15 protein-coding genes are annotated in these 19,267 nt (G+C 58.4%); 10 read left to right on the top strand and 5 right to left on the bottom strand.

Going from position 1 to position 19,267, the window contains the following annotated elements:
• Nucleotides 1-193 precede the first annotated feature (193 nt).
• On the top strand, nucleotides 194-1,018 hold the full coding sequence (locus V1294_RS33585; protein ID WP_334503290.1) for a GntR family transcriptional regulator: 825 nt from the start codon (nucleotides 194-196) through the stop codon (nucleotides 1,016-1,018).
• 27 nt (nucleotides 1,019-1,045) lie between these two features.
• Here the strand turns inward: V1294_RS33585 and gspD are convergent, their stop codons facing one another.
• The 4 genes from gspD to V1294_RS33565 form a co-directional block, all read right to left on the bottom strand.
• Nucleotides 1,046-3,334: a type II secretion system secretin GspD gene (gspD, locus tag V1294_RS33580; protein ID WP_334503288.1), complete on the bottom strand. Its 2,289-nt coding sequence runs from the start codon at nucleotides 3,332-3,334 to the stop codon at nucleotides 1,046-1,048.
• A 15-nt stretch (nucleotides 3,335-3,349) separates the two neighbouring features.
• Complete coding sequence (locus V1294_RS33575; protein WP_334503287.1) at nucleotides 3,350-3,823, bottom strand: hypothetical protein; 474 nt, start codon at nucleotides 3,821-3,823, stop codon at nucleotides 3,350-3,352.
• A gap of 73 nt (nucleotides 3,824-3,896) precedes the next feature.
• On the bottom strand, nucleotides 3,897-4,478 hold the full coding sequence (gene gspM / locus V1294_RS33570) for a type II secretion system protein GspM (protein WP_334503285.1): 582 nt from the start codon (nucleotides 4,476-4,478) through the stop codon (nucleotides 3,897-3,899).
• Between the two features lie 8 nt (nucleotides 4,479-4,486).
• Nucleotides 4,487-5,449, bottom strand: a complete 963-nt coding sequence (locus tag V1294_RS33565; RefSeq protein WP_334503283.1) for a PilN domain-containing protein — start codon at nucleotides 5,447-5,449, stop codon at nucleotides 4,487-4,489.
• A 759-nt stretch (nucleotides 5,450-6,208) separates the two neighbouring features.
• Here V1294_RS33565 and V1294_RS33560 point away from each other — a divergent pair.
• From V1294_RS33560 to V1294_RS33520, 9 genes are all read left to right on the top strand, one after another.
• Nucleotides 6,209-6,433, top strand: coding sequence for a hypothetical protein (locus tag V1294_RS33560; RefSeq protein ID WP_334503282.1), 225 nt, complete (start codon nucleotides 6,209-6,211; stop codon nucleotides 6,431-6,433).
• A 288-nt stretch (nucleotides 6,434-6,721) separates the two neighbouring features.
• Entirely contained in the window at nucleotides 6,722-7,360 is a 639-nt protein-coding gene (locus V1294_RS33555) for a hypothetical protein (protein ID WP_334503280.1), read from the top strand.
• Nucleotides 7,361-7,456: 96 nt separating this feature from the next.
• A complete protein-coding gene (locus V1294_RS33550) occupies nucleotides 7,457-13,339 on the top strand; it encodes an RHS repeat-associated core domain-containing protein (protein ID WP_334503278.1) in 5,883 nt (1,960 codons plus the stop codon).
• Between the two features lie 12 nt (nucleotides 13,340-13,351).
• On the top strand, nucleotides 13,352-13,867 hold the full coding sequence (locus tag V1294_RS33545) for an Imm26 family immunity protein (protein WP_334503276.1): 516 nt from the start codon (nucleotides 13,352-13,354) through the stop codon (nucleotides 13,865-13,867).
• A gap of 154 nt (nucleotides 13,868-14,021) precedes the next feature.
• The gene (locus V1294_RS33540; protein ID WP_334503273.1) at nucleotides 14,022-14,426 is read left to right on the top strand and encodes a DUF4259 domain-containing protein; all 405 of its coding nucleotides are present in this window, start codon (nucleotides 14,022-14,024) and stop codon (nucleotides 14,424-14,426) included.
• 349 nt (nucleotides 14,427-14,775) lie between these two features.
• Complete coding sequence (locus tag V1294_RS33535) at nucleotides 14,776-15,051, top strand: hypothetical protein (RefSeq protein ID WP_334503271.1); 276 nt, start codon at nucleotides 14,776-14,778, stop codon at nucleotides 15,049-15,051.
• Complete coding sequence (locus tag V1294_RS33530; protein WP_334503268.1) at nucleotides 15,051-15,497, top strand: hypothetical protein; 447 nt, start codon at nucleotides 15,051-15,053, stop codon at nucleotides 15,495-15,497. The genes V1294_RS33535 and V1294_RS33530 overlap by 1 nt, the downstream gene beginning before the upstream one ends.
• Nucleotides 15,498-16,553: 1,056 nt before the next feature.
• Nucleotides 16,554-16,832 carry a hypothetical protein gene (locus tag V1294_RS33525; RefSeq protein ID WP_334503266.1) on the top strand — a complete coding sequence of 93 codons (279 nt, stop codon included), beginning with the start codon at nucleotides 16,554-16,556 and terminating at the stop codon, nucleotides 16,830-16,832.
• Nucleotides 16,833-17,033: 201 nt separating this feature from the next.
• The gene (locus V1294_RS33520; RefSeq protein WP_334503264.1) at nucleotides 17,034-17,507 is read left to right on the top strand and encodes an RHS repeat-associated core domain-containing protein; all 474 of its coding nucleotides are present in this window, start codon (nucleotides 17,034-17,036) and stop codon (nucleotides 17,505-17,507) included.
• A gap of 491 nt (nucleotides 17,508-17,998) precedes the next feature.
• Here the strand turns inward: V1294_RS33520 and V1294_RS33515 are convergent, their stop codons facing one another.
• On the bottom strand, nucleotides 17,999-19,258 hold the full coding sequence (locus V1294_RS33515) for a hypothetical protein (RefSeq protein ID WP_334503261.1): 1,260 nt from the start codon (nucleotides 19,256-19,258) through the stop codon (nucleotides 17,999-18,001).
• Between the last annotated feature and the right edge of the window lie 9 nt (nucleotides 19,259-19,267).

Here is a 19,267-nt window from a genome sequence, read left to right as displayed (position 1 = left end):
GGTCAGGGAACGTCAACGCGGAGTCTGGACAATGAATAATGTGCCGGTCACTGCCAACCGAGATCAGGAAAAGTAAAGCAAATAATTTTGGTTGCTCTTTCTCGCAACGTTCGTTTAGACTCTTCAACCTACGGGAGTGTTGGAAGTCTTCCGCATTCGGAGCGGGAGCGGCTTCGGACATGGGGAGCGCAGCATGTCTGTCGGGGACCTGGGGCGGAGAAATGCAGATAGCAATGCCGATCATGGCCGTGTGTATACATGCTTGAAAGCAGCCGCAATCGACTATCGCTTTCGGCCCGGCGAGCAAATCATGATCGGCGAACTCGCTGAACGTCTGCGTGTAAGCTCAACCCCCGTGCGCGAGACGTTGATCCGCCTTCAGACCGAAGCGCTGCTTGAAACCGCGCCGCGCCGCGGCTTTTTTGCCAAGACGCTCAACCTGAAGGAAATGAGTGATCTGGTTCAGCTTAGATTTCTGATCCTGAAGGGCGCGATCGAACAGGCGACAGACGTGATTGCCAATGGCGCGGCAATCGCGCTCAGCTGGATTATCCCGGATTCCGCTGGGGTAGGCGATACCAGATCCACGGCTCGCACCGCGAATCGAACTACGCTCGACCAGCCCGACGAAGCCGTCCGGTACATCGAAGAAGCCTCGGAATCTGTTGCCGCACTCTGTCATAACGACGCTATTCTGCGCGCGCTCGAAAATATGAACGATCGCACGCACTATGTTTGTATGATCGACCTCGAAAGAGTCGGACGGTTGATGGAAGTTCAATTAATGCTGGACGAGTTGTGCTTGGCGTTGCAGCGAAGCGATGTAGCTGGAGTCGTCGCCGTTCTGAAGAACTACCGGGACGAACTCACCGAAAGGATGCCGGCTCTGGTCAAGGAAGGCATAAGCCGTGCCTATACAACTCCGTCCCGGATGCTGATCGCCTCACAATTCGATGCGGGTCTGCCGACGCTCAGAAAGCCGGTGGTGGCCAACAGATCCGTATTTCCGCGACGCTGAGCGCTCGCCAATCATCCGGCGGTCAGCTCAATTCAGCGTTCTCATAATTGTTCGCTCGATCGGCCGGCGGGCACCCCGCAAGTGCGGGACGCCGACGTCGAATTTTCTTCGGTATTCATCAGTGATTTCGCGCGCCTCATTGAGATTGCGCATCACGTGCGGTGTAATGAGAATAATCAGCTCGGTCTTTCCGATCGATCCGTTCTTCTGCCTGAAGACGTTTCCGATCAGTGGAATATCGCCCAGGATGGGCAATTGGTTGCGTGCGTCGCTGACCTGGTCCTGAATGAGTCCGCCGAGTGTTAGCGACTCTCCATTGTTGACCAAGACCGTCGTCTTCACGCGCCGCTGCTTGATAGTCGGAGAATCGATACTGGATGTAGTGGTCGACGCCACGCTCGAGACCTCTTGCTCGATGCTAAGCAGGACACGTCCGCTTTCGTTAATTCGTGGCGTGATCGACAGGATGACCCCGGTGTCGCGGTAATTGACAGAATTCACGATAGGTGCCCCCGTGGCTACGACGCCTACCGCGGATTGGGTGACGATCGGAACCTGATCGCCAATTTGTAACGTCGCCGTACGATTATTGAGAACGGTCAGCGTCGGTGACGAGATAACGTTGACCTTGGTAATTGCATTGAGAGCGTTAAGCGCAACCTTGGCGTTTACCGCGGCCAAGGCATAAGAGAATCCCGGGAACGTGGATCCAAACGCAGCCGCCGCCGCGTCGGTAAGGCTGAAGCTTCCCTTCTTGCTATCCAAACTCCACCGCACGCCGAATTGGAGATCGTCGTTGAGGGACACCTCGGCGATTGTCGCCTCGATCAGCACCTGGTCGGGTACAACGTCGACGCTTTGAACGATCTGTAGCACCCGCCGATAGTCCTGGCGTGAGGCAAGAATGAGAAGCGTGTTGTTCGATTCGTCTACGCTCAGGCGAACCCGCTCGTCCTCGCCGGGCTGGGCCGCGCTGAGTGATGGCTTCGATTGCGATGACGCATCGGATGGCGTACTGCCCGCGCTGGAGGCTGAAACAGCGCTTTGCCCATTCAGATTGATGCCTCCTCCAATCGGTGAGCCGGCACCGGCCGAAGACGCTGGGGCACCATAGGACGGTGTGCCATTGCTGCTGGGTGCGGCCTGAGCGGTCTGCACCGCGGCCTCCTGGTAGCGAGGCGCGACTTCGCGGCCGTTCTGTGTTGATCCGCGTGAGGATGAGAAGATCGATTCGACGACGCCGACAAGTTCCTTTGCGGGGCGATTCCGGGCGTTGTAGGTGAACAACTGCTTGTCGGGACCCCGCGCGTTGGCGTCAAGATTGCGTATCGCGCGTTCCGCACGGGCTAAGTAGCGCTGTTGCGGCGAGATTACGAGGATCGACTTGAGACGCTGGTTGGGAATGAAACGGACCATTCCGCTCATCGGCCCTTCCTTGTCGGTGCCGAAGATCGCTCGCAGATCGTCGACGATCGCGTCGGGCTGGGTTGCGCGAACGGGGACGGACGTGACCGACATGCCATTCATGATGTCGATGTCGAACACGGAGATGGCGTCGAGCATGGCGGCGACGTCGGATCCGGTTCCCGACAGTGTCAACGTATTGCGGGCATCGTCGGCACGCAGGATGGCACCTTTCTGCACCATTGGTTCAAGAATACGGCGCATCTCGGATGCGGCGACATACTTCAGTTGCACCACCCTGACGGAAGATCCCACAATTCCGCCGGGTTCGATGTTGCCGCCCACGGCGATTTCGGAAATGCTCCTCGACGCCTGATCGGCCGGCTCTAGCTGGTATGCGTTGCCGCTCCTGACAAGGGTAACACCGCTTGCGCGCAAGGCATTCTGAAACAACGCGACGAGCTCCGATTGGGAGATCGGTGTCGATGTCTGAATCGTGATCTTGCCCTCGAGCTTTGTATTGAGCGAATAGTTGAGCCCAAGTATGTCGCCGAGAATAGTCTTGGCCGCCTCGGCTATCGACGCATTGACGAGGTTGACCGTTACGCCATCCTCGTCTCTTGAGCCGGCGGATGGGCGGGCTTTGGCGGAACCGATCAACTGGCCGGTGCCGCGATGGATCAATTCAGCACCAGCAGCAGGATCGTTCTTGTTCGCAGGAAGAGCCATTGCCCGGCTTCGGGTGGCGGCGGACTTGCCATCATCAAGTCGAGCGACTGACATCACCCGATCCGTTTCATCCGCGGGAGGAGGACTCTCGGAGATTGTCTGGCATCCCGTCATGCCAAGTGCCACGGCAACAACAAGCCATCTGGACTCGATCCTGGCTTGGAACAGGAAGATCTCCGGCACGGGCGCCTCCTTGACTCAACGCAGACTTCTGGAGCGGGGACTCGGGCGCTCCAGCCTAAAGGCTCGCAGATCCGTCGGGTAAAGCTGAATTGAAAAACGTCGATCGGCCTGTTCGAGGACAATGCCGGTGCGGTCAATTTCAGCGACTGTCCAGCCGTCGATGACCTGACCGGTTTCGTGCCAGCGACCGTCGGCTTCGGCCGGCCGGCGTAAGTACGCACGGCGGGCCTTGGCGGTCAGGACAATACCGCCAACAACAAGGGTCGGTTCAATCGGCGGCGGTCTGGCTGTTGGTGCCGGGGGCGTCGCTCTTTGCGGCGGCGGTTCGAACGGCTTGCGCGAAGCGAAGAAGATCGGCCGCATCAAGGTGGGATCGTCACTGGACGCCTCCGATTTCTTTCCGGCCGATGCGATCGGCGCGTCGGGCGGCGGCGCTATCCAGGGCCGCTCCACCTCGCTGTCGATGGCCGCCGGCTCCGAGCTGATCATGTATCCGCACGCGATTAGTCCGGCATCGAGGCACATTAGCGCTGCAATGCCGATGATGCGGGAGGGGACTTGCTTAGCGACCAACGGCATGATTGCGAAGGGGTCCATAGATGTCGAACTGGGCTTCGATCGAAGGCTCTTGCGTCGGTACTGCGCCGGGTGGGGTTGCTGGCATGCGCAGCGTCGCTGTGTCCACGAACAAATACGGCTCTCTCCCCTCGATCGTCTGCAACGTCGTGTAGATCGCCGCAATCGATCCGGTCAGTTCCAGGTGCGCCCCCAGGTAACGGGTATCGCGGTCGGTACCCGGCTCGAGGGCGCGAACGGACTGGACCCGGGCGCCTGCTTGGTCTGCTACGGTCTTGAGGCGCGCCTGCAGATCGGCATTGATGCCGCCATCGCTTGCCCCTTGCAGGAACGCGCTCGAAGACGCTGCGTCACCGGCGCGTGCGGCCTTGCTTCGAACCGCTGCATCCCGTGCGGCGATTGTGCGGTAGTTCGAAAGTGCGGCGCGCGCCTGCGCAAGACGATCGGCCTGGTCTGACAACAACGAGACGACGGGCCTGATCGCCAGCAGGTAGGCGGAGACGAACACGCAAAGATTCAAGCCGACGAACAGGCCGCGTCGCATGAGGAAATCTTGATGCTTCGCCATGCAGCCTCCTAACGCTGCGCCAAGCGTGCGTCTGCACGCGTCCGGATGATAAGTGAAAAGTGCTCGTGCCCTGTGAGAGCATCGAAGGTGATCGGAGCATCCAAACTTGCCTCTCCAAACAAGGACGATTTTTCAAACAGCCCGACCAACTCGGTTGCCTTCGCGGAAAAGCCCGCGATTGAGAGCGATCCGTTGCGGCGGCGCCAATCGGTCACCCAGGTGTTGTCAGGCAGAACGCGGCTCGTCTCCCGCCAGAGATTCGCCGTCGATGGCAGCCGGCGGCGTTCCTCGAGTGCGTTCAGAGCTGATTGGACCCGTGCTATCTCGTCCTCGAGGCGGCGTACGGCCAACGCTTTGTCGCGTTCGACGGCCGCCCGCACCTCGACGGCGATGATGGTACGCTCTTGCATCCACCAGAAAACCACGGCGTCGACGCAGGTTAGGATTCCGGCCGCCGCCGCCAGCGCAAGGATCAGCCGCCTGGTCGACGAGGCCTTGTGATCGGCGTCAGGCCGAAGCGAAATGGCAGGTACAAGCGAACCGTTCTGTTGCGCGTCGGCTGCGACGAAGGAAATCTCCGCCAGTGCCAGTTCGAGGTCGCGAGTGGCGGCTTCAACAAGATCACGGCGCACGATCCACTGATGGATCCTAAGTGTCTGTGCATCCCGCTGCTGCGGATCAAGCGCCGTGCCGAAATGGATATCCTCCGCCTGAAACGGTGTGCGGTGCTCGAGTTCCTGACGCGCGATCATGTGAATGCGTTCGCGCGCGCGCGCGGGAATTCCGAACGAGCGATGGAAGAATGAGCCTAGCGGCAGAACAATGCCGACCATCGCGTCGCGGCGTTTCCGGCCGATGTCGGTGAGATGACGGTCGAGCGCTGCTGCCGAATAGTCGGACCGACCGATAAATCCGCTGTGCACCACACATCCGCGACGTGAAGAAACTTCGAAGCGAACGCCGTCGTTCACGGCTTGCAACCGGATCACCGGCTCGCCGTGGCCGAAGAGTCGGGTGACAAGGAATTCGGGCCACAGGTCGTGGAATTCGGCGAGCCACCAGGCGGCAAAACGCCACCAGCTTGCACGCGCCTGCGCCCAAATGAACGCCAGCGGCCAATCGGCAAACAGCAGCTCACGTATTGCGTTCATGCTGGCGGCTCTGAATTAATCAGCGGCCAATCTACACCAGATGCTGCGGTATATTTTGAAATATAAATCGGGAATGCGATCCGGCTTCTCTGCGAACAGACATATTGAACATGGAGCTGCGCATCGATCATTCAACCAACTTACTTTGTGATATTCGGAGCGATGTGGCCTTCTCATCTTAACATTGCAAGTCGTGGTGTATGAGCGTTCCGACAAACGACATTACTGCACTCAGCAGCGAGCGCGCGAGAGCAGTCGATAAGCGGGTCGGGGAACCATGAGGGGTAACCGTCGTACGTCGCGGCACCGTTAGTGCTACCGTTCACAGTGCGGCATTGCAGGCGCCCGGGCGGTGGTGCAGGTAGCGCCTTCGGTCTGGAACGTGCAGATGCAGCCAGCAGCCTTCAGATCGAATTGTCAACTATGAAACGAAGACTCAATATCTCAGGTCCTTCAGCAGCCAAATCGGTGATGAAAAATGAATCTGATGAGATCAGGCAAATATATTTTCGAATGCGTAACGATGGTTCGAATTCGCGCTTATGTTCGCTGATTATATGCCCCAAGCAGGAAACAATCATGACACGACGTCTTCGCATCCTGATCGTCGCCGCTATCGCTCTCGCCGGCGCGGCTGCGGCGCTTGTCACCTCTCGCACTATGGCGCAGACGCCGCCGACGCCTGGTTCTGCAACCTATCGTTATGACAGCCTCGGACGCGTCGCGCAGGACATCTATCCGGCCAACTCCGCCGCCTACAGTTATGATGCGGCCGACAACCGGACCAGCTTTACCCAGAACTAAGCAGGACGCATCCGGTCGCTTGTGGGGCCCGTACGATGGCTGCCGCATTTGCCCAGGAATTCGGCGGCTACCTCCGCAAGACGATCGGACTCGTCGAAGTGCGCTCTCCGAAGCCCCGCAGGAGTGCCGACACGAGTTTCGGATCTTGTTGGGGTTTTCGTTGTTGCCTTCAAAATGTATTTCGAGTGAAAGCTCTAAAGTATATTTCCAAATATACCGAGGTACGCTCAGTTCTGGTTTATCATCCTTCGCATGCAGTAAACGGCTGCATGCGAGTTGGAGCAGAAAATGCGGCGTTTCCTGAGTGGCAGTCGGTATTCAACACAGCAATCCGAATACGTTTCAGTGCGGTGTCAGTTGCAGTGGTGCGGATATGCCTCAGGCAGCATCGCTTCGTTCAACAATTTGTGTCGAAGATGTTTAGGGCGTTCAGCCTGGGGTCTTGATGCGATTTATCGCGTCGCCGCACAAAGCGGATGCAACGCCACCCAACCTCGGCGGTTTGCGGCTTTGTTGTTGCATGTAGTCAGCTTGACATTGTTTGCCGCAGGCGGCAGTGCAGCCATGGCGCAGTCAACGCCGACAGGGGCTGCACAGCCGCCGGCGTCGAACGTGCAAATGCCACTTGTGTCACCAGAACAAGCCGCCGCGTTCTTCGCAACTCGATCCGCTGCTCCAAGCGATGCTCCGCCATTGAGTTCGAGACCGCCTGCGGACCCCATTCAACCATTGCCAATAGAGCCGGTGCTGGGTCACCCGCTGCCAACGGATGCGACAACCGCATCCGGGATGGCGCGGGCAGATTTCGCCATAGCCAAGCCTGACAAGGTCAAGGGGAATGGGGTGGCTAGTGGCACCGATGGTCCAGCGTCGAGCCCGTCAACGACAGTCATTCGTGAGGTGCCGCCGCTGATCGGCAAGCAATGAGCAATGCCGATTAAGCGAGTCTCAAGTGGCTACGAGGTTACTGGCTTGAAAGCGCGTGAAGACTAATTCGTTGAAATAGAATCTAGGGAGATAGCCATGCGCGGCTTAAGGGTTGTATTTGGTGCTGTTCTCGCAACGATGGCATTTTTCACAAATCATCAATCGCATGCTCAGACCTCGCCTCCGACGTTGTCGTGCACGCCGCCGGCGGCGGATCCAGAAATCGCGACGCTGGCGCGCGCTCTAAATTATAATTTCGTTCAAATTTATGAATATATTTACTACGACATCGATGTTTCACACTCGTTTGGCTCGAAAAAGGGCGCTCTGGGAACGCTTCTCGATCGCCGTGGAAACAATTTCGATCAGAACGTTTTGTTCGTAACATTGCTGCGGCAGTCCTGCCTGACGGCAAACTATCGTTTTGCCAATGTCCAGTTTGCCGCAGCTGATGCCGCAAATCTATTGGGGGTGACCAACGACGCGGCGACGTTCGTGAGGGTCCTGGGCAACGGCGGTATTCCTGGATGCATTCGACTGGTGAGCGGCGGTGCGTGCGTAACGAGCGGTGGGGCCGCTGCATTCGTTTCGATGAACCGCGTTTGGACGGAGGTGACGGTCGGGACGACGACGTATCAGCTGGATCCGTCGTTCAAATCGTTCACCCAATTTCAGGCGATCGATCTCAAGACGGCGATGGGTTTCAACCAGGCGACGTTCCTGTCCAGCGCGCTTGCAGGCTCGACCACGGTGCCCGGCGTTCCCGCCGGCACCGATTCGATCAAAGCGCTCAACAAAGCGAACGTCAACTCCACGCTGAACGGCTACTCGGAGGCTCTATCGAACTACATCCGCACGAACAACCCGTCGAGTTTGCCCAAGCAGATCTATGGTGGTAGTGAGATCACAAACAGCTTCTATGGCACGACGTTTCCAGCTACTGGATCGCTCTGCACGAGCCTCGCCTCATGCATCATTGCGCCGGCAACGACACCGACGAATTTCGAGACGATCTTCACGATTGCGGTGTCTGACAATGCCTCGGGTGCCAGTCCGACGTTCACCACCACGCTGTACGGCAGCGAGATCGCGGGGAAGCGCCTGACACTGACCTATTCGGCGACAAAGCAGCCCATCCTGAAGCTCGAAGGCGCCACGCTCGCGACCGGCGCGGCAACGGTGGCAACGAGGCAGTACGTCTTACTCACGGTACAGATCCCCTACGCAACCCCGTTCAACAGGACCGCTATCCCCTCAGTTGAGGTTGGCGCGGCCAACGCGTTCGCGATCATGCTGCACGCGGGCGAAATGGGCCGTGATACCCTGACCCGGCATCAGCTTAGTCAGGCAAGCCTCAAGCAGACCAACGTCGCGACAACGGACGAGCGGGTGGTTGGTGAGGCGCTCGCCGCGGTCGGCTCGGCATATCTGGCCCAGTCGGCGCGGATTGACGACCTTGTCGCGCGGATTAGCAAGACCATTTGCGTGCGGCACGTGTCGATGGGGATCGCGGGCAAGACAACGTCGGCTTATGTCGATTTCCCAGTCCAGTTGTCGAGTTCGGCTCCGACCGATCCGAGTGTGCCGGCAACGAGCTTCATTCAGGTTGGCCTCGTCGCAGAAGCGCTCCATAGCATGCTCGAGTCGACAGCCGTTACTCAGATCCAGCAGAACGCTGCGATTTCGACTGTCCGGATGATCGACTATGCCAACACCGACGGCACAGGCTTCATCAAGGCGACCAGCGCGAACTGGACGACCGTAACCCCGCTCTTGACAGGATGGCCTGCCGCCGAGCTTACGAAGATGGGAAATTGGCTCACCGCCAATCCGACGGGCAACATCATCCTGCCACAGGTCGGCAATCGCGTCGTCAATGCCTGGACCGGTAGCGGATATTACCTAATGGACAGCAGCACGACTTTGCTGACTGTCGGGTATTTTGTCTCGGGCGGTTATAAAGGCGGGTACGGCACGACCCCCTCATTCGATCCGTACCCTCCCTTCCAAGTACCGCCGTCGAATAATCACGCTTCTAATCCGGTTGTTTCGTACGATCCGATCGACATGCGTACCGGGGCTTACGTCTTTGATCATGTTGATATCAGCGTCGGCTCGGCAGCATATCCGTTCGGTCTTGCGCTGAAGCGGTCGTATAGCTCTTCCGACAGATTCCGGAACGGTCCGCTCGGATACGGCTGGAACCACAACTTCAGCATCAGCACGTTGGTCGACAGCGACACCTTCCTTGCGTTTGGCGATGAGAATCCGCTGTCGGGGGTACCAACCGCGGTGGCCATGGTTGCAATCCGCGAATTGATGACCTCGACGACCGTCGCTATCGGCAACACGGTGGCGGCGCAGCTCGCGGCCAGCTGGCTGATGGATCAGTTGGTGAACAACGCGGTGACGGTGTCGCAGGTTGGCGGCACCAGGCGGTTCGTCAAGATCCCGACCGCGAACGGTATCGGAACATACGTGCCGCCGCCTGGCGAAGTTTCGACGCTGGTCGTCAACGCCGACAAGTCGATGGTGTTGACCGACAAATCGAAGAACGTTGTGTCGTTCGATGTCGATGGCAAGGTCGCCTCCTGGATAGATCCGAACAACAATACGGTGACGTTTACCTACAGCGGCACCGGCACGACCAAACTGCTCGCCAACGTGTCGAATGGCATGGGCCGCATCCTGACGCTTACCTACAACGCTTCTAATCAGTTGACCGGCGTCAGCGACGGCGTGCGCACTGTGGTCTACACGTACGATGCATCGGGCAACCTGGCGACTGCCCGGGATACTGCGCCCACACCGCAGACCACCACGTTCGTCTACGGTCCGGTGGGGCTGCTCACGCAGATTAAGTACCCATCGTTCCCGACAACGCCATTCATGACGAACGTCTATGATGGCTTTGGCCGGATCAAGACGCAAACCGACGCCCTAGGCAACATCTGGCACTACCTCTTTGCCAACGGTCGGCGCTCGCAGGAGATCGATCCCGCGGGTGGCTCGCATGCCCTGTGGCATGACAGGAACGGCAATCAGACCGTCGATGTCGATCAGGCGGGTGATCGACGGACCTTGATCTATGATGGCATCAACCGTCTGACCAAGAAAACGAACCCGCGACTGGATACCCTTGAGCTGACGTATGACGCCCGCTCGAACGTGCTGACGCAGAAGACCACGCCCGTCCCTGGTTCGACCGATGTGGTAACCGGACTGCCGGCGACGCCGATCACGGTGAGTTTCACGTACGATGCGACATTTAACAAGCTGCTGACCACCACCGATGGTCGCGGCAATGTGACAACCAATGCCTATGATATGAAAGGCAACCTGACACAGATCACGCAGCCAGCGGTTACCAAGCCCGGCGTTGCCGGCACTGTGATCCCGGTCACAACCATAACCTACAACACCCGCGGGCTCCTGCTCACCGTGACCGATGCAGAGGGCATGGTCACGACCAATACCTATGACGCGACGACCTTGAATCTGTTGACGACGGTCGTTGACAGTGGCAGTGGCCGGCTCAATTTGACGACCAGTGCCGGCTACGACGCGACAGGCAATCGAACGTCGATCACGGACCCCAAAGGCGCCGTTACCACGCTCGCGTACGACACGATGCGGCGATTGACCCAGACCACCGCGCCATCGCCATTCACCGGCACCGTTACCCAGTTCGCTTATGACGCCGACGGGCGCCAGATCAGCGTGGCCCGGGCCACTGGCAACGTCGGTTCACCCTGGTTGACCACCACCGCGACCTACAATGCCTCCGGCAAACCGTTGGTCGTGACGCTACCCGACGGCACGACCTCGACGACGGCTTACGACGCCGTCGGCCGCCCGCTGACTGCGACCTCCTCGAGCGGACGCCAGGTGCTCACCACTTACGATCTTGCCTCGCGCATCACCAAAGTCACCGATCAGGTATCGGGCGCGCTCGATCCCTCGATCACCGTCAATCTTGGCGCCGTCATCCGCGAGCAGCGCACCTACCAAGCAGGCGGCTTGCTCGCCACCCTGGCCGATGGCAAGGGTAATACATTGAGCTACATCTACGATGGCTTCTCGCGCCTGAGGCAGCTCAAATACCCCGACTACGTGTCGGGTGTGCAGGGCTACGAGTTGTTCGGCTACGATGCCAACAGCAACCCTGTCATCAAACAGACGCGCTCGCTCGCGCTGATCCAGTACACATCTGACGCACTCAATCGACGATTGACCAAAGCCCCAGCCGGCCAGGCGACGATCACATACGGTTATGACAAGGTCGGCCGCTTGATGACTGCGAAGAAGAGTACCGAGACGGTCGCACTCTCGGTCTCGTACGACACAGCAGGCCGCGTGGTGGGCGAGTCCTCGCCGCTGTTCGGCCCAATCTCCGCGACGAGGGATAGCAACGGAAATCTCACCTCGCTGGTTTATCCAGGGGGCGCGTTCACCGCGAGCTTCTCTTACGACCAGCTCAACCGAATGGCTGGTGTCTACCAGGGCTCTGTCGCAACCGGCATTCGCGTCGGTGGCTACAGCTACAACACGTTGTCGCAACGCTCCGGCACGAGCTACGGACCGGCGACGGGCGCCATCGCCTCGACCGCGACCACGTACACCAATGGCGGACAGCTGGCTTCGCTCCTCCACACCTGGAGTGGTAGCTCGCTAGGTCTCAGCTACAGCTACAACAATGACCACCAGCGCAGCGGTGTATCCGCCACCGACGCGACATTTTTGCCTTCCGGTCTCGCGGCCGGCTCCAGCGCCTATACCTCGAACAATCTCAACCAGTATACCACCATCAGTGGCGTCGCCCACACCTACGACAAGCGCGGCAACCTGACCTCCGATGGAGTCTGGACCTATGGCTACGACACCGAGAACCGGCTGATCTCGGCGTCCAACACCGGCAGCGGCGCGTCCATCAGCTACGCCTATGACGCTCTTGACCGGCGCATGTGGAAGACCATCAATGGCGTCACCACCGCTTGGCCGTCGTTCGGCAACCGGGAGATCGCCGAGTATGTCGGCACCGGCACCGTCTCATTGACACGCCGGTTCGTCTACGGCGCCGGGCTCGACGAGCCGCTCGCCAACATCTCCGCGGCGAACGTGCCCACCTACTACTTCCAGGATGGGCTCGGCTCGACGGTCGCGCTGACTAACTCCAGCGGCCTCGTCGCCGAGAAATACGCCTACACCGCCTTCGGCAAGACGGTCACTGCTGGGACGCCGACCGCGCCCTATCGCTACACCGGCCGGCGCTACGACGAGGAGACGGGCCTGTATTTTTATCGCGCCCGGGCCTTCTCCGCCAGCCTCGGCCGCTTCCTGCAGACCGATCCCATCGGAACCGAGGGCGGGATCAATCTCTATGCGTATGTGGGGAATGATCCGCTGAACGCGACGGATCCATCGGGGCTGGCGACCCAGGAGACTGGCCAGGAGACTGTTGGTGTGAGTCCCGCCTTCGTTAATACCACCCTGGCCATTCCGGCAGTCGGAGCAGGGGTTGGAGGTGTCGGGCTCGGCGTGGTGGCGGTTGTGGGATTGCCTTTGCTTCTCTCAGGCGACACCCCCCAAACTGAGAGGCCTTCTCCCATTTACGCAACTTATACAAGAACCCACCCGATAACACTCCAAGTTTACTCTGGGAGGACTTCCGGTTATGGTGACGTATATCAGATTGTCGCCAATAGGGGCGCTCAGCAGTCAATTCTGAACGCGGAAGGATTCCTCCCCCCGGTTCCAGACGTCGCCGCGACGGGTACGCAAGCTTATGGTGCGATACGTGGACGTGAGCAGCAACTCATCAATTTTCACGGAGGTGCGCAGAGCGTCGGAGGAACGGCGCGAAACATGATAAACGGTGTTGCGGATTTCAATCCAAATGGGCCCGGGTATATCGCAAGTTCCGTAGCAACGTTCGGCGCCCTTCCGGACAACTCTCCCCCGCGGCTCCGGCTGTACTAATAGAGATGGTGTATGATGGCAAAGCGTCGAAAGCTTAGTCCCGGAGATGTATTTGAGATCAACCTTGGCATGCTTGGTCTCGCTTACGGCGTGCTCGCCACGGGAAACGATGTTGCTTTCTATGATGTACTAGCTCCATCAACACCATCTCTTGATATGCTGACGGCTCGGGAGATTTTATTTAGGGTGTATGTAGCTGAGGACGGCTTGCTTTCCGGGCAATGGAAAATCATTGGTAGCATTTCGCTGACAGGTGACCTCTTGAAACCGTGCAAATATAGGAATCAGCCGGTCGGATCAAATGATCTGTTTGTGTACCAGGCTCAAAAGTTTACACCAGCAGCTTATGATGAAGTCAAAGATCTTGAACCTCTTGTCGTTTGGTTCCCAATGCATATTGAGGAGCGGTTACGAGATCACTTTGAGGGCCGACCAAATAAGGCTTTCGAGTTTCTGAGTCGAATTAAGAGATATGATCCCTCCACTCATCAAGAAATTCCGGTCAGCCCGGGGCGCTCCGCTCGATAACGAGTCACTATCTTTCGGGCCTTAGGTTCATATGAAAAGTCCTTTTGTTTCATGCTTTCTATCATGCTTTCTATTCAGTATCGTTTGCGTCACGTCTGGCGCATGTGCTCGGGAGCTGCATCAGAAATCGGAAACTCTTACAATAGGATCCGCGATGGGCGCATGGGATATCGGTATCTTTGCGAACGATGTGGCATTGGATTTTTTGAATGAGCTTGAAGAGCTTGATGCGATTGATGTGTCGCCAAGCCTAGCTGCTGCGGTGGCTTTGCCGAATGGTGAGTACATAGAAGAGGACGCCGGTGTACGTGCATTGGTTGCCGCCGAGCTTATAGCCGCCGCCAAGGACGGAAGGGAAGAGCGGCTACCTGAGGCTGCACGCAGAGTAGCATCTCGGATAGGAAACCCGCCATCAATGGAACTGGTTGCGGCAGCCAGAATCGCAGTCCGCAGCGTGCTGACGTCGTCTGAAACGAAGGAGCTTAGATCGGCACTAAGCAGGGATGAGTTCGAGAAGTGGCAAAATGATGTAAAAGGTGTCCTTGCCCGACTTGATTAGGAAGCAGGGCACATCCTTTGTGGCCGATGATCTTCAATCGTCTTGAAGGAGGATTCTGAGATGACGTTGATCAAAGGGCACCTTCGAACCTTCGTTGTAATCGGCTTACTGGCCATAGTGAGCTCGGGTAGTATGTACGGAAACGCTATGCCTGCAAAGTCTGATTCAGGGTCTGCTGTCCGCGCTGTGTAACTTCACAGTGAAACCCGATGCGCGGGATCGGTCTTTTGATTAGCTAAGAAAATTTTCTGACGAAAACGCGTTTGCGATCCGCATTGCGCCGGTCCGGCCAGACAATCAACATTTCCGCCATAAATCGGCTCCACTCGCACAACAAGGGCGTATAACAATGGGCGTCGGTCTCGCAGAAGATGCCAATGGGGTGAGACAAGTTTTAATCGGCACCAGCGAGCCGATGGGTTATCTTCGGCCCGGCGTGACGCTGAGGCCTGGAGAAACCCTTGCGTCTGGTCTTGGCCATGCCGAGGAAGATATCGTGAATTTTGCTCAGAAAAATGGTCTCAATTTGCTTGAAGTTGGCGCAACACGTCCGATCTGCTCCTCTTGCGCATCGCTAATCACGGGAGCTGGAGCAACCCCCGTGACACCATTAAAGGTGCGTTGATGGGAGTTCGTCTGCGTCTTGATTCGATATCTGCAAGTTTAGCGGATTCCTTCCGAAAGGCTGACGATGAGCAACGGCGACATGCGGCCTTGGCAACATGTCTCGTCGCTGTTGCGCGATCTGGCTTGCAGGGCAAAGAAATAGACGCTGCCGTTTCCCTTCTTCGTCATGGCGGGGGAGATCAACTCGCTGCGCGGCGCACGCTCGACTTCTTAACCGAGAAGCTCGATGAGCAATACTTTGAACTCAGCGAAGGTGCTGACCGGACAACACCAGGGGCTTTACTCGTGTTTCGGAAGGCGAGAGCTGCGGCAGCGTTGGCGTTCGCCCTATCTCCTGATCCAGGACAGCTTCACGAAGCCATATACGAGGCGATTGTTGCGTCGGACGATCAAGCGGAAGCAGTGCGAGCAGCAGATGAGGCGTTGAGGAGTCGCAGGCATTGATGTTTGGTCGGCAACCGACGTAAGCGGCTCAAGATATCTATTCCGCCGACGCCGCCACTGCGCAGCAGGTTGCCGACGCAAGGCGCCTGTTGTCCTGTGCGTTAGGGCGAAGGCGGTCCGAGCTGGCAGCGTAAGATTCTATCGCGGCAACGATCTGGTCTGGCTTTCCGAAGCCATTCCGCCGGTGTTCATTGATCCATGTGAGGCTGCCAAGAGCACACTAGAGCGCTTTCGCGGCTATTAGCAGGATGGAGCCGCGAGGTATGGGCATCCGGACCTATCTCAGTCGGCAACACTCCGGCAGTCGCTCCTCCTTGAGGTGGAGACATGATCCCGCTGTGTATTCTAGGAGCGTATTGGCCTCCACGGCAGGAGTGCGATTACCCCTTTCGGAGCAGGCCAAATGGTTTGGTCAGAGGTGGGAGCGCGGTCGCCGCAGACGCAGCCGCAGGCCCTGGCTATGAAAGCTGGCAATCGGATCAAAGGCCAGCTTCTCTCGACTTGTTGGGGCAGTGGTTCGTAGCCCAGATTGCCGTCCGTCCGCGTTCGGAAAATGAGATTAAAAACATCGAGGACAAAACGAAGTTGCCGATTGACGTACCTGGTGAGGAATTGACCGACCACACCCTGTCTCTCGCGATGGATATGGGAATGTACTTGAGCTAGGTCTTTTTAAAAAGCCATCCTTCCTTGAAGTGGGAACAGCCGCTGTCCAACAAGAAGTTTATAGACTACGGGCAGCCCGTTCTTGTCGCGCTTAAGTCTGGTGCCTTCAATCCAGCGCGCATGGTGGTTACCTTCGCATATGGAGTAGTCAGTCAAAAGAAAAACGGGTGACAGTCTTAGGCATATCTATGAAACGTGGTCGAAGTTAGTTGCATAAAGAGCAGGTCGCGCGGCTCCACTACCTACGATGCGGAAACCGGCTGATCGCCGGCCAATCGCCGGGCAGTCCGTCAGCTACAACTACGATCCGCTTGGGCTCGGTCATCGCGCTTGCCAATGCGTTGCTACATCCGGGCGGACAAGGCGGTTACTCAATTTGAGGTCAATAAAATGACACTCATTGAAGCAGTTCAGAATTTGGACTCTCTCGAAGGAGAGAGCACGATATACGCTGCGCAACCTTGGACGGCGGATTCAATGGCGGTTGTTGCGCCCGAACCCGAATCGGGAGGTCTGCCGACGGAGGCGGAGAAGCATGCCTTGAAATACTTTCTCGAAGTGTCTATCGCCCGTGACTTTCTTGAAGATTGGAGTGCAAATCTCGATGCGGAACCGATACTCCAAGAGAAGTGTGCCCGGCTCATTCAATACGCAATTACCGACGCGTGATGATGAGACTGATCTGGTCGTTTTTTACTTCTCGTTATACACTCTGTCGGCATCGGGGCACTCCTCGAATCATCGCAAAGCCCTTCGGTGATAGAGACTCTCGTGCGCCGCTTTGTGTTTGGCCCCGGGCTCGATGAGCCGATCGCCGCGGTGAACGCCGCCAATGCCCGTACCTATCAATTCTAGGATGCGTTGGGGTCAGTGATCCTCGCCACCAACGCAGCCGGCCAGATCACCGAAAAATACGGCTACGCGGGTTACGGCATCACTCTTTACGCCGGCGCCAATTCGGCCGCTTACCGCTTCACCGGCCGCAGGTACGATCCTGAAGCCGGTCTCTACTTCTATCGCAACCGGGCATACTCGCCGGCGCTGGGACGCTTCCTGCAGACCGATCCCATCGGAACCGAGGGCGGGATCAATCTCTATGCGTATGTGGGGAATGATCCGCTGAACGCGACGGATCCATCGGGGCTGGCGACCCAGGAGACCGTTGGTGTGAGTCCTGCCTTCGTTAATACCACCCTGGCCATTCCGGCAGTCGGAGCAGGGGTCGGAGGTGTCGGGCTCGGCGTGGTGGCGGTTGTGGGATTGCCTTTACTTCTCTCAGGCGACACCCCCCAACTGAGAGGCCTCCTCCCATTTACGCAACTTATACAAGAACCCACCCGATAACAGGTCAAGTTTACTCTGGGAGGACTTCCGGCTACGGTGATCCAAGTTAGATAGTCGCCAGTAGGGGCGCGCAGCAATTCATTCTGAACGCGGAAGGATTCTTCCCACCAGCTCTAGTGCGGGCTTTGCGATAGGAGCAGAGTGCTTTGCCCGCTTCTCGGGCTCCACCTCATAGACATTGATGAGTGTCAGCCGCTCGGATTGTGGATCAATCGTTGCCGTCGTATGCCATCGTCGTCCTCCTTTGAAGCTCGACGTTGCGGAAGAGATGACAACGCTGGCCCGCAGAATGTGACATGGAGCGCGCAATATCATCGGACCGAAATGTGAACCCTGAACCGACTTGCGCGGGCTTCCGACTGGCCGCTCGCTGTTGGCGCAAAGCGGCCGGTCGGAGGAATGTCTGCTCCTGGGGGCAAACGATCAATCGATCACCTCATTGGCAAGAGGGAGCAGCGGCCACCGGATGATATTTCGATATGACGCCGAGCTCACGGGTGCCAGGTCCCCATGTGCGCCGCGTGCGCCGGCCCGTAGGCGCCGGGACCAAAGAACCGGTCGTAGTAGTCGGTGTCGATATGATGAGCCTGCATCACCCACATCAGATGCATCGCATCGGTGCCGCCGGGAAAGCGGCCGTAAGTGTCGTATATGTAGTTGCAGATCGCCTTGGTGCAGTCGAGCCCTTCCGGGCTGATCCGGATCGCGCCGACGCGATGCTCCGCCTCTGACATACGGTGCGGTACGGGCCCCGTTTCCTTGCTGCCGCTTGACGGCGGCGCAAGCACGGCATCAACGGCCGCATCCATGGTCGGGTGATAGGGCGGACAGCTTGCCTCGAACACGCCGTCGAGCCCGACCGGATTGGCGAATGTCGTTCCGCCATTCGCCGCGACGGTGCGGAAGCCCATGCGCCCAAGAATTTCGAGCGAGAGAAATCCGCAGTGCTTCCATCCGCCCAGCCCCAGAGCCTCGGTTGCCAGGAATATGTTCTGGCAGATTGCCGCGGGCTCGCTGAAGACGTAGTAGCAGGCCTGCCGCTCGACGATCGATAGCGGCAGCATCCGTTCGGCATCCAGGAAGCCGTCCTTCAGCCAGCGCTCTGTGCCGGCTGGCCGACAGCCGTGGCGGTCATCGACAATGTTCATGCCGCCGCCCGCAGGCGCGTAGCGGCGCAGGGCGGGATCGACGAACTGCGCGATCAATGAGATCAACGACGCGCTCACATCGCATACCGGTAGAAACAGCGTCGAACCTGGCTGGTTCGAATCCCAAAGGTCGTGCCCGCTCATCGGCAGTATATGGCGCGGGATGTCGAGCCGTCCCCGGCGGAGCTCCCGACGCTGTGCTTGGTACGCTTCAAGGACCTTGGTGCGCTCGTCCGGGGTCTCGATCTCGCGCAGCTTGCTCGCCGCGACGTTGGCATCGAGGACATAAAGCCCTTCATCGTTGGTGAAGAAAAGCGCCGTTTGGCCGCCAGGCCGCGTCGTCGGGAATGTGCGGCCGCTGCGGCGACGGTAAGGTGCCGGCGTCGGCAGATCCCAGAGCGCCAGTCCGGAAAATCCGGCGCCCGCGCCGACCAGCAGCGCTTCCTCGATCTCGCTCAGGGGGACCGGCGTGTGCGCGGACTTGTACCGGAAGGGCCCCTCCGGCATCTCGAAGCCGAGACCGAACCGCCGCGAGCGCCGGGCATAGAGGGCCTCGAACAGTGGGTAGCTCCAGGCCAGGTCCAGCAGTTCAGACGGTGTCATCAGCTCGAT

The organism is Bradyrhizobium sp. AZCC 1678 (genome assembly GCF_036924765.1).
Taxonomy (GTDB): Bacteria; Pseudomonadota; Alphaproteobacteria; order Rhizobiales; family Xanthobacteraceae; genus Bradyrhizobium; species Bradyrhizobium algeriense.
Note: the sequence above shows the minus strand (reverse complement) of the source record. Positions and strands in the feature narration are given on the sequence as shown.

Bases quoted from the DNA above. Each gene is read 5' to 3' on its own strand.
- V1294_RS33525 (WP_334503266.1), top strand. From the start codon at position 16,554: ATGACACTCATTGAAGCAGTTCAGAATTTGGACTCTCTCGAAGGAGAG.
- V1294_RS33560 (WP_334503282.1), top strand. From the start codon at position 6,209: ATGACACGACGTCTTCGCATCCTGATCGTCGCCGCTATCGCTCTCGCC.
- gspM (WP_334503285.1), bottom strand. From the start codon at position 4,478: ATGGCGAAGCATCAAGATTTCCTCATGCGACGCGGCCTGTTCGTCGGC.
- V1294_RS33550 (WP_334503278.1), top strand. From the start codon at position 7,457: ATGCGCGGCTTAAGGGTTGTATTTGGTGCTGTTCTCGCAACGATGGCA.
- V1294_RS33540 (WP_334503273.1), top strand. From the start codon at position 14,022: ATGGGCGCATGGGATATCGGTATCTTTGCGAACGATGTGGCATTGGAT.
- V1294_RS33530 (WP_334503268.1), top strand. From the start codon at position 15,051: ATGGGAGTTCGTCTGCGTCTTGATTCGATATCTGCAAGTTTAGCGGAT.
- V1294_RS33515 (WP_334503261.1), bottom strand. From the start codon at position 19,258: ATGACACCGTCTGAACTGCTGGACCTGGCCTGGAGCTACCCACTGTTC.
- V1294_RS33535 (WP_334503271.1), top strand. From the start codon at position 14,776: ATGGGCGTCGGTCTCGCAGAAGATGCCAATGGGGTGAGACAAGTTTTA.
- V1294_RS33585 (WP_334503290.1), top strand. From the start codon at position 194: ATGTCTGTCGGGGACCTGGGGCGGAGAAATGCAGATAGCAATGCCGAT.
- V1294_RS33545 (WP_334503276.1), top strand. From the start codon at position 13,352: ATGATGGCAAAGCGTCGAAAGCTTAGTCCCGGAGATGTATTTGAGATC.
- V1294_RS33555 (WP_334503280.1), top strand. From the start codon at position 6,722: ATGCGGCGTTTCCTGAGTGGCAGTCGGTATTCAACACAGCAATCCGAA.
- V1294_RS33575 (WP_334503287.1), bottom strand. From the start codon at position 3,823: ATGATCAGCTCGGAGCCGGCGGCCATCGACAGCGAGGTGGAGCGGCCC.